At 65.7% G+C, this 14,181-nt stretch carries 12 protein-coding genes; all 12 read left to right on the forward strand.

The window, feature by feature from the left end; translation table 11 throughout:
* Positions 1-77: 77 nt before the first annotated feature.
* The 12 genes from RHA1_RS35920 (at position 78) to RHA1_RS35975 (ending at position 14,068) form a co-directional block, all read left to right on the forward strand.
* A complete protein-coding gene (locus RHA1_RS35920) occupies positions 78-935 on the forward strand; it encodes a dioxygenase family protein (protein ID WP_011599011.1) in 858 nt (285 codons plus the stop codon).
* Positions 936-969: 34 nt separating this feature from the next.
* Positions 970-1,275 (forward strand): EthD family reductase, encoded by a 306-nt coding sequence (locus RHA1_RS35925; RefSeq protein ID WP_011599012.1) that lies wholly within the window; start codon positions 970-972, stop codon positions 1,273-1,275.
* A 319-nt stretch (positions 1,276-1,594) separates the two neighbouring features.
* The gene (locus RHA1_RS35930; protein WP_237727040.1) at positions 1,595-2,605 is read left to right on the forward strand and encodes a hypothetical protein; all 1,011 of its coding nucleotides are present in this window, start codon (positions 1,595-1,597) and stop codon (positions 2,603-2,605) included.
* Between the two features lie 263 nt (positions 2,606-2,868).
* The gene (locus RHA1_RS35935; RefSeq protein WP_050787552.1) at positions 2,869-3,282 is read left to right on the forward strand and encodes a hypothetical protein; all 414 of its coding nucleotides are present in this window, start codon (positions 2,869-2,871) and stop codon (positions 3,280-3,282) included.
* A gap of 87 nt (positions 3,283-3,369) precedes the next feature.
* On the forward strand, positions 3,370-3,822 hold the full coding sequence (locus RHA1_RS35940) for a hypothetical protein (RefSeq protein WP_011599015.1): 453 nt from the start codon (positions 3,370-3,372) through the stop codon (positions 3,820-3,822).
* A 119-nt stretch (positions 3,823-3,941) separates the two neighbouring features.
* The gene (gene hemQ, locus RHA1_RS35945) at positions 3,942-4,637 is read left to right on the forward strand and encodes a hydrogen peroxide-dependent heme synthase (RefSeq protein WP_050787618.1); all 696 of its coding nucleotides are present in this window, start codon (positions 3,942-3,944) and stop codon (positions 4,635-4,637) included.
* Positions 4,638-4,847: 210 nt separating this feature from the next.
* A complete protein-coding gene (locus RHA1_RS35950; RefSeq protein WP_011599017.1) occupies positions 4,848-8,390 on the forward strand; it encodes a serine/threonine-protein kinase in 3,543 nt (1,180 codons plus the stop codon).
* 205 nt (positions 8,391-8,595) lie between these two features.
* Complete coding sequence (locus RHA1_RS35955) at positions 8,596-9,165, forward strand: flavin reductase family protein (protein WP_011599018.1); 570 nt, start codon at positions 8,596-8,598, stop codon at positions 9,163-9,165.
* 38 nt (positions 9,166-9,203) lie between these two features.
* Positions 9,204-10,823, forward strand: coding sequence for a 4-hydroxyphenylacetate 3-hydroxylase family protein (locus RHA1_RS35960; protein WP_011599019.1), 1,620 nt, complete (start codon positions 9,204-9,206; stop codon positions 10,821-10,823).
* 276 nt (positions 10,824-11,099) lie between these two features.
* The gene (locus tag RHA1_RS35965) at positions 11,100-11,486 is read left to right on the forward strand and encodes a 2Fe-2S iron-sulfur cluster-binding protein (RefSeq protein ID WP_237727041.1); all 387 of its coding nucleotides are present in this window, start codon (positions 11,100-11,102) and stop codon (positions 11,484-11,486) included.
* Between the two features lie 44 nt (positions 11,487-11,530).
* On the forward strand, positions 11,531-12,445 hold the full coding sequence (locus RHA1_RS35970; RefSeq protein WP_011599021.1) for a catechol 2,3-dioxygenase: 915 nt from the start codon (positions 11,531-11,533) through the stop codon (positions 12,443-12,445).
* Between the two features lie 189 nt (positions 12,446-12,634).
* The gene (locus RHA1_RS35975) at positions 12,635-14,068 is read left to right on the forward strand and encodes an IS1380-like element ISRjo1 family transposase (protein WP_011599022.1); all 1,434 of its coding nucleotides are present in this window, start codon (positions 12,635-12,637) and stop codon (positions 14,066-14,068) included.
* Positions 14,069-14,181 lie beyond the last annotated feature (113 nt).

The raw sequence follows: 14,181 nt of genomic DNA on the forward strand, positions 1-14,181 counted from the left end.
GCAGGTGGTGCCGTGGGTCGTACCCACCCCACGGCGCCACCGCCGCCATCACCAATCGTCTGTCAGTGAGAACCGGAATGACTGCTCACACGAGCGCCGCAACGACCTTGGCCACACCGAGCTACACGGCAACACAGCTCGTTCGAGAGCGCGCCCTCCGCGCAATCCGCGCGAATCCATCGCCGGCGCGCATCTCGGAACTTGCCCGAGCAGCCGCCGACGCCATCGTCGACGTTCTCCGTCGACACGACGTGACCGATGCCGAATTTCACGCCCTCAAGTCCTGGCTGATCTCGGTGGGCGACAACGGAGAGTGGCCACTGCTTTTGGACCTGTTTGTCGAGCGCACCATCACAGAACGCGCGAACGCAGACCACAGCGCAACCCCGGGCAGCACCGAAGGGCCCTACTACATTCCGGGGCAACCGCAGCTGACGTCGCCGTGCATGCTGCCGATGCGCGCGGACGAGCCGGGGACGTCGTTGATACTCACCGGATGCGTGACTGCCACAGACGGCTCCCCCATCGCCTACGCGAACCTCGACATGTGGCAGACCGACGACAGCGGCCACTATTCGAGCTTCACGCCCGGCATCCCGGCAGGCAACCTCCGCGGTGTCGTGACAACCGACGACCACGGGTGCTTCGAAATCGAAACCATCCTGCCCTCGCCCTACCGCATACCGGCGGACGGAGCCGTCGGCACCCTGTTCACGAAGGCGAAATGGAACCCCTGGCGACCGGCGACCATACATGCCACCGTCACCAAGCTCGGGTACTTCCCCGTGACCACCCAACTCTACTTCGACACTGGCGCGGCCTCCGATTCGGTCAGCGACAGGATCGACCCCGAACTCGTCCTCGACGTCACGACCGGCCCCGAGGGCACCGTCCGTGCCGCCTACAGCTTCGTCCTCGACGCGGTCGAACCATGACCCGCACCAACGTATCCCCCGGAAGGACCCACCGATGCACACCCTGATGGTTCTCTATGGCCAGCCCACCGATCCGGAGAAGTTCCGGGAGTACTACCAGCACACCCACCTGCCGATCGCCCGGAAACTGCCCGGCGTGCGTGCGACCCGCCACAGCATCGACGTTGCTGCGGCGGAGGGCGAGTCACCCTTCGTTGCCGTCTTCGAGGCGGACTTCGACTCCGCCGAAGCCATGGCGGCCGCGCTGTCCTCCCCCGAGGGCGCGGCGGCGGTCGCCGACGTGCCCAACTTCGCGACCGGTGGTGTGCAGATCGTGCACTTCGCCGCGACGCTCAGCTGAATCGACCCGGGCCACAGAGCTCGGATTCCCGTCGGTGGGTTGCCTTCCTTTCGCGTTCTCGACCCCATGCACCGGCCGGCCCACGAGACTCGGCTCGACGGGCCCCATGATCGGCCACACATGCGAAGCGTGCGCACCGCACGGACCAGTGTGGCGTCGGTCCCACCTCACACGATGCCCCGGTGACAGTGCCCGCACTCCGCGGTCGCCGCAGCCGTCACCACCTTCGATGCCGGATCTCCGGCATACAGCGATTTCCCCAACCCCAAGGAGACCGGGAATGCCGGCAAGAAGGACCTTCGCACTCTCCAGTGTGGCAGTGATAGGTGCAGTACTGTTCCTCTTCCCACTCGTGACGGGAATGCTCAGCAAGGCGCAGAGCGTGGACACCCTGACCGGTGATCTTCGTGGCAGCTTCGAACCGGACGCACTGATCCAGACACGAACGGATATGAACACCGTGCAGGCGATGGCCGACCAGCTGCAGGCGGAAACCCTGCCCGCCCTCCCGAACGCGCTCGGAATGCCACCAGAGCAGTTCCAGGGCTTCATGAGCGAGAATTTTCCTGATGTGGCAAGCGGGATCGGACAACTCGACACCATTCTCCCGAAGTTCCAGGGCCTGGTGACCGGGCTCGAGACCCAAGCCCCGAACTTCCGCAGCGCCGATCAGATCCCGACCAATTTCCTGCCGAGCACCACCGTGCCCTATCTCTTCCTGGTCCCCGGCGCCGTCCTGTTCGTTCTGGCCGGCGGCGCACTGGTCCTCGGGCGCAACCCCGCGCGGAGCGGACTCTCCCGAGTCGCCCTGCTGGTCACCGTCGCCACCGGAGTGGTCTTCGTCATCGCACCACTGATCCTGTCGGTACCGGCGAAAACCCAGGCCGTCGACGACCTCACTGCGGCGTTCGGCCCGATCTTCACCGACGAAGGTGTCGCCGCGGTGCGCTCGGACATGGACGTCATCCAAAAGATGTCCGACCAACTTCAGGCCGAGACCGCCCCCGCGCTCGCCGAAGCACTGAGGATGGACCCCACCCAGTTCCAGAGTTTCATGGGCCAGAACTTCCCCGCTGTTGCCGCCGGCATGGGCCAGCTCAACGACATCCTCCCACGGTTCCAGGCCCTGGTGGCGGGCATGGAACAGAACGTCGACAACTTTCAGGCGGCGGCCAGTATCCCCACCGCGACACAACCCACGACAACGCTCACGTGGTGGCTCATCGTTCCCGGGATTGCTCTGATCGTGCTCGGCGGCCTCGGAATTCCCGCGACGCGGCACGCCGAAAGCCGCACCACGCCCCGCGAACGGACCCTGCAAGGCGTCTGATCAGGCGAGCCGAAGCCACCCAGTGAAACTCCCACCGAATCATGGTGGCGTCACCGCACTATCGCCGACCGGTTTGCCGCGATATCTCTTCGCGTTCGCCGGGGCAAGCGAAGCCCTGAGGTATCTCGGACCGGGTGCCGGTGGCCGTTCGGTGGGGTATGGAGAGGTGCCGTGTCCATGGTCGGGTGGACACGGCACCACCCACAGTGAGCACAGACCCAACAATTTTACAGCACAGGACAATTCGAAGGAGATCTCGTTTCATGACTGACAAGTTGAAGTTCTTTTCACCGGAGTGGTGTGACGCCGCCCGCGAGGCGGTCAACGCGAACGAGGCGGTCTGCCGCGGGTTCAAGGACCCGTCGGCGTTCACCAACAGGATGGAACTCGCGGTCGCCGGCCGTGAAGACCTGACAGTTCACCTCGAATGGAACCAGGGTGAGGTCATCTCCTGGACTCCCCGCAAGTTCGACGAAGACGATCTGTGGATCGTCCTCAACGGGGGGCTCGAAGCGTGGCAGCGCGCCGCCGATGGTGACGAGGAAGCTGGAAAACTGCTTATTGCAGGAGAACTCAAGTTCGTCAAGGGCCCGATGACCGCGGCGATCGAGAACGCCGGAGCTCTCAACAATTTCCTGTTGTCCTGGGGTCGGGTACCGACCGAGTGGGCAGTCTGACACACCACCTCCAGCCCGCGCAGGTCGACGGCGCTCCATCGACCTGCGCGGGCACCCTCTCGTTAGCAGCGCCTTGGAAGGCCCACGATGACAACGGTTCACCCCACCACGTACACCCTGTCCCTCTACGACGGTGACGACGCGAACGGCGTCGCGAGCATCCTGTCGACCCTGTTGGCACAGAACCTTCAGAATCATCCTGAACGAGTCGACCTGGCCCGAAAGTTCGGCCGGCCGGTCGCGGTGTTCAGCACGGACACCAACGCCGCCGCGACCATCATCTTTCGAGACGATCACGCCACCGTCTGCAACGACATCGTGAACAACCCCGCCGTCGTCGTATGGGCGACGGTAGGACAGATCCTCGATGTCTCCCAACTGGAGATGAAGGCAGGCGGGCTCTTGCCTGTCGGCTTCTTCACCCGGCGTGGACTAGGCGTTCTTCGCGACATTTTGACTCACAAGCTGGTCGTGAAGGGCCTGCTGACCCATCCGGTGACGGCACTGCGCATGATCGCCATGCTGTCGGTGGCGAGCTGATTGATCTCCCGTTCCATCGGAGGGACGGATGCTGATGCCGATCTCCTCGCACCGCTCGGTCGCGATCGACCGCGGCGGCGCCCCCTCCCCATCCCCCGGACCGGAGGGCCATGAGTCTTCTGCCGCGCCCTGACTTCGAGGCGCTCAACTCCCAAATCCGCTACCTCATGTTCTCGGTGTTCCAGGTGGAACCCGGTGTACTCGCAGGCGACCGGGAAACTGTGATCAAACAGGCGCGGATCTTCTTCGAAGGTCAGGCCGAGAAGGGTGTTGTGGTGCGCGGGCTGTACGACGTGGCCGGCCTGCGTGCCGACGCCGACTTCATGATCTGGACGCACTCGGCGAGCATCGAGGCCCTGCAGGCCGACTACGCCGACTTCCGCCGCACCACCGCACTGGGCCGTGCGAGCAAGCCCGTGTGGAGCAACGTCGCGTGCCACCGTCCCGCCGAATTCAACAAGAGCCACATCCCGGCGTTCCTGGCCGGTGAGGACCCGGGCAACTACATCTGCGTGTACCCGTTCGTCCGCTCCTACCAGTGGTACCTGCTGCCCGCCGACGAGCGCCGGAAGATGCTCGCCGACCACGGCATGGCGGCCCGCACGTACAAGGACGTCCGCGCCAACACCGTGCCCTCGTTCGCACTCGGCGATTACGAGTGGATCCTCGCGTTCGAGGCGCCCGAGCTGTACCGCATCGTCGACCTCATGCGCGACCTGCGCGCCACCGAGGCCCGCCTGCACGTCCGCGAGGAGGTGCCGTTCTTCACCGGCCCGCGGGTGGAGGTGGACACGCTGATCACGGCGCTTCCGTGAAGGCGACGGCACGGTGTTTCCCGGTTCGAACTTCGGTCCACCTGGTATTTCCGGCGCGTAGGCTCATCGGAGGGAGAGTCGAGACACCACCGGCTCGGGTGTCCGTCGCCGCAGCACAGCGGCAGGTGATGAGCGGGCTGGGCAAGGATCGTGGCGGCGCAGGATGGACCGGATGCACGAGGTTCCTCGCCCGATGAGGGCGTGGTATCCATGACGAACGAGGACGGCCCCGGGCCTGGTCGCGGACTTGTTCCTGTGCTCAAGGCTGAACTCGAAGCCGATGGTTTCGCGGAGGTCAGCGAGATCGGGCACGGAGGTTTCGGTGTGGTCTTCCGGTGCCGAGAGCCGTCCTTGGACCGGACAGTGGCTGTCAAGGTGCTGAACTCGACCTTCGATGAGGACGGTTACGCCCGGTTCCTCCGCGAGCAACGTGCCATGGGGCAGCTCTCGGGCCATCCGAACATCGTCAATGTGTTGCGCATCGGGGCTACCGCGAGTGGTCGGCAGTTCCTCGTCATGCAGTACCACGCGCGCGGCTCCCTGGATGCGGTGCTTCGGAGCCGTGGCCCGCTCGAGTGGAGCGCCGCTGTGCGAATCGGGGTGAAGCTCGCCGGCGCCCTCGAAACCGCGCATCGTGCGGGGATCCTTCATCGTGATATCAAACCGGGCAACGTTCTCCTGACCAGTTACGGCGAACCGCAGCTGTCGGACTTCGGGATCGCGCGGATCGCAGGCGGATTCGAAACCGACACCGGCACCATCACCGGGTCGCCGGCCTTCACGGCACCGGAGGTGCTGTCCGGCGATCCTCCTACCCTGGCCTCCGACGTCTACGGGCTCGGAGCTACGTTGTTCTGTCTGCTCACCGGGCACGCTGCCTTCGAACGCCGCTCCGGTGAGCAAATCGTCGCCCAATTCTTGCGGATCGCCGCGGAGTCGGCTCCGCGGTTGCCCGCCGCCGGTATCCCCGCCGATGTCCGTGCCGCGGTCGAATCCGCGATGGCCCGCGATCCCGGCCGGCGACCGGGAACCGCGGCCGAGTTCGGACATCAGCTACGCACGATCGAAGCCAGTCACGGCTTGACCGCGGACGAGATGGCGCTGCCGCAGGACTCGCACCCGGCGGCCCCGGATCCTTCGCCACGACACGACACGGGAACGGTCGACTACGCCCCCACCGAACTCGGTCAGCGCGCTGAAGTGGATGAGCCGCCGCGGCAGCCGCCCAGCGCCTCCACGAAGTATCGGCCACCGACTCCGTCCCGGGCCCTCGTGGAGCGCGGCCGGCTCGCCGAGCGCCTGCACGATGCCGCCCGCCGCCGGCTGATCTTGATTCACGCCCCCGCGGGTTTCGGCAAGAGCACCCTGGCAGCGCAGTGGCGGCGCACCCTGGCCGACGACGGTGTCGCGGTGGCCTGGCTGAGCATCGACGCCGACGACAACAATGTCGTGTGGTTCCTGTCCCACCTCATCGAGTCGATTCGTGTCGTCCGCCCCGACCTCGCGGCCGAACTCGGTCAGATCCTCGACGATCACGGCGACGAATCCGACCGGTTCGTCTTGACCGCACTGATCAACGAGATCCACACCAGCAGAGACCCCCTGACCGTCGTCATCGACGACTGGCACCTGGTCACCGATCCCGCCACGATCGCCGCGATGAGCTTTCTGCTCGACAACGGGTGCCATCACCTCCAAGTGATGGTCACCAGCCGCAGCCAGTCGGGCCTGCCACTCGGCCGGATGCGGGTGCGAGACGAGCTGGTCGAGATCGACTCCACCGCGCTCCGCTTCGACGAGGAGGAATCGCGGCAATTCCTGGTCGACGTCGGCGGGCTGGCCCTCGATCGGGACGCGATCAGCGCTCTGCGGGACTCCACCGAGGGCTGGGTCGCCGCCCTGCAACTGGCCACCCTGTCTTTGCGCGGACGTGACGATCCGGCGGAGTTCATCGCCCATCTCTCCGGCCGCCACCGCGGGATCGCGGGCTATCTCGCCGAGAACGTCCTGAGCGCGCTCGAGCCCGAGATCCTCGACTTCATGCTGGCCACGTCGGTCACCGAACGCCTGTGCGCTGACCTCGCCGAAACCCTGGCCGGCGTCGCCGGCGGTCAGGGCCTGCTCGAGCAGATCGAGGAACGCGATCTGTTCCTGCGCGCCCTCGACGACGACCGCGAGTGGTTCCGGTACCACCACCTCTTCGCGGACTTCCTCCGTCGCCGTCTCCAGCGCGACCAGCCGAGCAGAATCGCTGACCTTCATCGCACCGCCTCACGCTGGTTCGCCGCGCACGAACTCCTCAGTGAGGCCGTCGACCAGTCACTCGCTGCGGCGGATCCGGATCAGGCGGCCGAACTCGTCGACTCTCGCGGATTCGCCCTGATCGAACGTTCCCAGATGGCGACGGTTCTCGGGTTGATCGGGAAACTGCTCCCGGCTCAGATCGAGCGCCGCCCGCATCTGCAGATCGCCGCGGCCTGGGCGCACATCCTGCTCCACCATCGACCTACCATCGTCGACAGCGCCCTCGACTCCGTTCGGGTCGGGCTGGCAGCTCTACCCGAGTCGGGAAATGCCACCGCGGCCCTGCGTGCCGAAGCATCGCTTGTCCAGGCAGCTGCGGACCTGTTCCGGGACCGCATCGATGATCTGACCGAGTTGATCTCGGACTGCCTGGCACGAGAGAAGACTCTCCGCCCCTTCGCGTTGGCAGGCTCGGCCAACGTCGCCTCCTACGAGGCCATTCACCGCTTCGACTTCGAGGCCGCCAAACGCTGGCAAGAGTGGGCCGCCCCCTTCCATGCGCGCACGTCCGGCCCCTTCAGCGTGATCTACGGATACTGCTTGTCCGGGCTCGCCGAGAGCGAGCTGCTGAATGTGCAGGAGGCCGAAGACTATTACCGCAAGGCCTACGATCTCGCCAGGCGGTCGGGCGGGCACCGTTCCTACACAACCCGGCTCGCCGGGACGATGCTCGGCGAATCGCTCTACGAGCAAGGCCTGCTCGACGACGCCGAACGCCTTCTCGACGAATGCTCCGAACTCGGATCCGAGGGCGGGGTCGTCGATTTCATGCTTGTCACATTCGGCACCGGCTCCCGGATCAAGGCCCTTCGCGGCGATCTCGCGGCGGCAGCGCATCGCTTGGACGAGGGGACCCAGATCGCCACGGCGCTGTCGCTGCCGCGGCTGGCGGCACGGATCGAGAACGAACGCACCCGGTGGCGGATCGCCCCAGGCCAGTATCCGCAGGCGATGACGATGGCCAGTGCCCTCCCCGATACCGCGGCGCCGACATCGCATCCCGTCAACGGTGTCAACGGTGTCATCGAGGTGACCGCGGAGCTCAACGAAGACTCCGCCATTCGCCGGCTCCTGGCAAGCGGAGACCCCGGCGACGCCGCGCTCGCGCACAGGCGGGCCGAGCAGCTGCTGGCCAGGGCCACCGCGTTGCACCGCCCACGGGCCACACTCCGCGCGAGCCTGCTGCACGTCGTCACCACCCGCCGCGTGCAGGGAGAACACGATGCCCTTGCCGCCCTGGTCCCCCTCGTCGCACAGTGCTCCCGCCTGGGGCTGATCCGGCCGCTGTGCGACGAGGGGCCGGCTCTGACCCGGCTCGTCGCCACACTGGTGGAACTGCACGAGAGCCAGGACTGGGATGCCGGCTGGCCCGCGGTTTCTGCACCATTTCTTCGTGCGGTCCTGGCCTCCAGCGACGCGACGTCACCCCCACCGCACGCACCCGACTAAACCACCGGCGGCCGGAGGCCACCCGAGGGGACGTCGAGGGGCGGATCATGGCCCGCCGGTGTCGTCCATGTCCCGACCGATGTTCGTTGCGCCGAGCGGATCAGTCTTTCGCTGAGGATCGACGGCTTGTGACCCCCGCCATAGCGTGAGACCCGTACTCACCAGGCAGGCCGAACAGGTCGAACGAGAGCGAAGGTGGCCACCGATGGACGCACGCAAACTACGGGACATTTTCGGACAGTTCGCAAGTGGTGTCACGGTCATCACGTGCCGGAACACCGACGGGACACCCCACGGCGCCACGGTGACGGCGTTCACCGCCGTCTCCCTCGAGCCCGCACTGTGCCAGGTGACACTCACCCGCAAGTCGAAGGCATGCCAATACCTGAGCGACGCCCCCTTCGCCGTGAACATCCTTGGTGCCGAGCAGACCGATACGGCCATGCACTTCGCCGGTCGCCCGCAGGTTCCCGGCCCGGTATGGGCCGATGGCCCCACCACGCCCCTGTTGTGCGGATCAGCGGCGACGCTGTCCTGCACGCCGTGGGCCGAATACGACGGGGGCGATCACCTCATTTTCATCGGCGAGATCGTCGATGTCACCGTCACCGAGAGTGCGCCGTTGTTGTTCTACCGCAGCAAGTTCCACCACATCGGCGCAGAGCCGTCCGCCGCCGCCTGGAACGGCAGCATGGACGATCCGCACAGCGGATGGTTCGACGCGACGACCTCATTCACTCCACTGCACGCCAAGGCCCCCCTGTCCATCCCCTGAACCCAACAATCACCAACCGCACTTCGAAAGGATTACCGATGACCGTCACCGACACCGCCACCGACGCGGCCGGAACCGAACCGACGCAGGTCAATCCGGCCGCGAACGCCGCCGTCAACCAGCCCCAGATCTACGCCACGAAACCGATGACCGGTGACGAGTACATCGAGTCCATCAGCGACGACCGAGAGATCTGGTTGCACGGCGAGCGGGTCAAAGACCACACCAACCACCCCGCGTTCCGCAACTCGGTCCGCATGATCGCCCGGTTGTACGACAGCCTGCACACCGGCGAGCACGTCGACACCCTCACCACCGGCACCGACACCGGCAACGGCGGCGTGACGATGCCCTTCTTCCGGACCGCCAAAACCACCGAAGACGTGCTCGCCGACCGCGACGCAATCGCCACCTGGGCGCGGATGACCTACGGCTGGATGGGCCGGAGCCCCGACTACAAGGCCTCCTTCCTCGGCACCCTGCACGCGAACAAGGAGCTGTACTCCCCGTTCGAGGCCAACGCCGAACGCTGGTACCGCGAATCGCAGGAGAAGGTCCTGTACTGGAACCATGCGATCATCAACCCGCCGGTTGACCGCCAGCTTCCGCCCGACGAGGTCGGGGATGTGTTCATGAAGGTGGAGAAGGAAACCGACTCGGGTCTGATCGTCAGTGGCGCGAAGGTCGTCGCCACCGGGTCGGCGATCACCAACTACAACTTCATCGCGCACTACGGGCTGCCGATCAAGAAGAAGGAATTCGCCCTGATCTGCACGGTCCCGATGGGGGCACCCGGGGTGAAGCTGATCTCCCGTGCGTCCTACGCGCAGAACGCGGCGATCACCGGGACACCGTTCGACTACCCGCTGTCGAGCCGGTTCGACGAGAACGACGCCATCCTCGTCTTCGACAAGGTCCTGGTGCCCTGGGAGAACGTCTTCATGTACGGGGCCGTCGACAAGATCAACACCTTCTTCCCGCAGTCCGGGTTCCTCCCCCGCGCGATGCTGCAGGGCTGCACCCGCCTCGCGGTCAAACTCGACTTCATCGCCGGCCTGCTGATGAAGGCCCTCGATTGCACCGGCGCCGGCGGCTTCCGCGGCGTGCAGACCCGCGTCGGCGAGGTCATCGGCTGGCGGAACCTGTTCTGGTCATTGACCGAATCGATGGCGCGCGACCCGGAGCAGTGGATCGGGGACACCGTCATCCCCAAGCTCGAGTACGGCCTGACCTACCGGATGTTCATGATGCAGGGCTACCCGCGGATCAAGGAGATCATCGAGCAGGACGTCGCGTCCGGCCTGATCTATCTCCCGTCCTCGGCGTCGGACTTCAAGTCGACGGAGATCCGCCCGTACCTCGACAAGTACGTGCGGGGCTCGGACGGCATCACCGCGGTGGACCGCGTGAAGGTGATGAAGGCGCTGTGGGATTCGATCGGATCCGAGTTCGGTGGGCGCCACGAACTGTACGAGCGCAATTACTCCGGCAACCACGAAAACGTCAAGGCCGAGTTGCTGTTCGGTGCGCAGGCCACCGGAGTGGTGTCGGGTATGCGGGGTCTGGCAGAGCAGTTCATGAGCGAGTACGACCTCGACGGCTGGACTGTCCCGGATCTCATCGGCAACGACGACGTCTCGTACTTCGGCCGAAAGTAGCACCAGCCGAGTAACGACCGACGCTCCCGGCGAGGGCGGAGCGTCGCCGGGCGGCGGGCTTTCTCGACGGCGAACGGGCTGGTCTCGTCCGAGAAAGTCCGCCACCAGCCCCCCAATCCCCACATCAGTCCTAGCGATGGACGTGCTTCCATGACCGACGACGACCTGACCCCGCACGGCGAAGGCACTGGTCAAGGCGCACTGCACCCCCGGTGCACCCAGCAATTGCGGGGTTCGTCCTCCGCTGGGAGAGCAATGCAGCAGTGCGGAGGAACAATGACCGACCCGTCGCTCGCTCACACCTCAGATTCACTACCACCGCGCGAGTATCAGGTCACCGTGCTTCCCAACGGGATCCGCATCAGTGTCGGCACGGACGAATCGATCGTCGATGCGCTGCGCCGGCAGGGCTACCGGTCCCGGTACAAATGCAGGCGAGGCGGTTGCGGAGCCTGCCGAGCCACACTCGTCGACGGGCACGTCGTCTACCGCACGCCAGTGAGCGAATCGGTCGTGGACGGTCCCGACCGCGAGCCCGGTCAGCAAAAGTGCCTCCCCTGCCGGGCCTTTCCTCAATCAGACGTGACCATCGAACTCGGAGAACGGGACCGTCTCGTCGATGTCCTCGCAGGGTTCGGCCGGTCCCGACAACGCTCCACGTAGACCGTGGCCGCGAATACACATCACACCACAGGAAGGTACCCACCATGTCCGTGCTGCGACTGGGCTATGTCCACATCAACGTCACCGACCTCGCCGAGGCCAAGAACCACTACATCAACACCCTCGGCATGGACGCCGTCCACGAAGAGGACGGCACCGTCTACCTCAAGTCCTGGGACGAAGCAGACCACCACTCCGTCGTCCTCAACGAAGGCGGCGTCGGACTGATCAAACTCGGCTACAAGGTCTCCGACGAAGACTCGCTCGCCGAGATCGAAACCCGGGTTCGTGCGTTCGGCGCCAGCTGCGAACGGATGAGCAAGGGCGACAATCAATCCGTCGGCGACGGCCTGCGCGTGACTCTGCCGTCCGAACACACCCTCGAGCTCTACAGCGACATCGAGTACGTCGGCACCGCAACAGGAGTATGGAACCCGGACCCGTGGCCTCGCGGCGGAACCCGCGGCATCGGAGTGCCGCGCCTGGACCACACCCTCATCACCACCGAAGACCCCACACTGCTGGAACGCTTCTTCACCGAGGCGCTCGACTTCCAGGCCGCCGAACGCCTCGTCGGCGGCGCGGACAACAACGAACTCGTCGGCTCGTGGATGTTCTGCGGCGAGCAGCCACACGACATCGCCTTCGTCCAAGGCGAGAACGGCAAACTGCACCACTTCGCCTATCACATCGCGGACTGGTCGGCGTTGCTCCACGCCGGAGACGTCTTCTCCATGGAGGACGTGCCGATCGACTTCGGTCCCGCCCGCCACGGGATCACCCGCGGCGAGACGATCTACTTCTTCGATCCCGCCGGCAACCGCAACGAAGTCTTCTCCGGCGGATACCGCACCGGCAAGGACTTCCGCACCATCACCTGGACCATGGATCAGGCCGCCCGCGGCATCAACTTCACCCATCGGGAACTGGACCAGAACTTCCTCACCGTCGTCACCTAAGGCACCGGCCACCACACGCCGAACGCCCGCGACCGGAAGTCCACAACGATTGCACCGTCACGGAGTAAACCTGGAAGCACCGATTGGTATGAGCGCGTGAGAGTGTCATAAAAGCGAAATGCCCTGTCGTAGTGGAAGAATAAGACTTCTCAAGGGTCAGATTCAGCCACAAAGAAGGGCATCTCGCAGGTGCAACTATCTCACACCCGACCAGTCGTCGCGGCCAGGTTCGACGACCCCAATCTGATATCGACCGCGGGACTGGTCCCGGTGATGGCATTGGCGCAGGCCAGCGGCCTGCTCACCCTCGCCGATCAGCACCTGAGCGTGCCGACCGACAAAGGCGCCCACGCCGGCCGCAAGATCGGGTCCCTGATCGGCGGGATGGTCGCCGGCGCCGACAGCATCGCCGACCTGGCCATTGTGCGGCACGGCGCGATGGGAACCGTCTTCGACCGACCCTACGCACCGTCGACACTGGGATCGTTCCTTCGCCAGTTCACCTTCGGGCACGTCCGCCAACTCGACGCCGTCGCCTCGCGGTTCCTGGGCGCTCTCGCCGCGAAGACCCCGCTGGTCACCGGCATCGACACCGGGCGGGTACTGGTCGATATCGACGATACGATCATCGAGGTCCACGGCCACGGCAAACAGGGCTCCGGATACGGCTACTCCGGGGTACGCGGGCTGAACGCCCTGCTCACCACGGTCACCACCGACACCTGCGCGCCGGTGATCATCGGTCAACGCCTACGCCGCGGAGCATGCGGCTCCGCACGCGGCGCCGCCCGGATGGTCTCCGACGCCCTGGTCACCGTAGACCGGCTGCGCACCCAGGCTGCAGGAACCAGCGGTAACGGCGCGCCGAAGGTTCTGTTTCGAGCCGATTCGGCGTTCTATGGCCATCCCACGATCGGTGCCGCGATTCGTGCCGGCGCCGATGTGTCGGTCACCGTGCGCCTGACCTCCACCATCAAGCGAGCGATCGCATCCATCGACACCGACGAGTCCGCGTGGACGCCGATCGAATACACCGACGCCCTCTACGACGAGGCCACCGACACCTGGATCTCGCGGGCGGAGGTCGCCGAGATCCCGTTCACCGCGTTCGCCTCGCAGAAGAAGGCCCACCAGATCCCCGGGCGGCTGGTGGTGCGCCGCATCCCCGACCTGCGACCACCCAAGGACCAGGGCCAGGGCACGTTGTTCGACATCTGGCGGTTCCACGCCTTCTTCACCACCACCGACCCCGACGACCTCGACACCGTCGACGCCGACAAGACCCACCGCCAACACGCCGTCATCGAGCAGGTGCACGCGGACCTGAAGAACTCCGCACTCGCCCATCTTCCGTCGAACTCGTTTTCGGCGAACGCCGCCTGGCTGGTCTGCGCGGTCATGGCCTTCAACCTGACCCGTGCCGCCGGCACCCTCACGGCTGACCCGAAGCTGACGAAAGCGACCACCGGCACCCTCCGCCGCACCCTCGTCTCGGTCCCTGCCCGCATCGCCTCCTCCGCCCGACGGCTGACGCTGCACCTACCGACCGACTGGCCGTGGGAAACACCATGGCACAACCTGTTCGACAGAACCTTCGGCCGCAATCACCCGATCATCGTCTAACACCCGCGACACCTGCCCGCCATCGACGCGAAAGAGCCAGTGGAACAACCCGACACGCAGGTCGGACGATCACCCACGCCCGTAACCAACTCGCTGACGCACAACGAAACTCA

This window comes from Rhodococcus jostii RHA1, from assembly GCF_000014565.1.
Taxonomy (GTDB): domain Bacteria; phylum Actinomycetota; class Actinomycetes; order Mycobacteriales; family Mycobacteriaceae; genus Rhodococcus_F; species Rhodococcus_F jostii_A.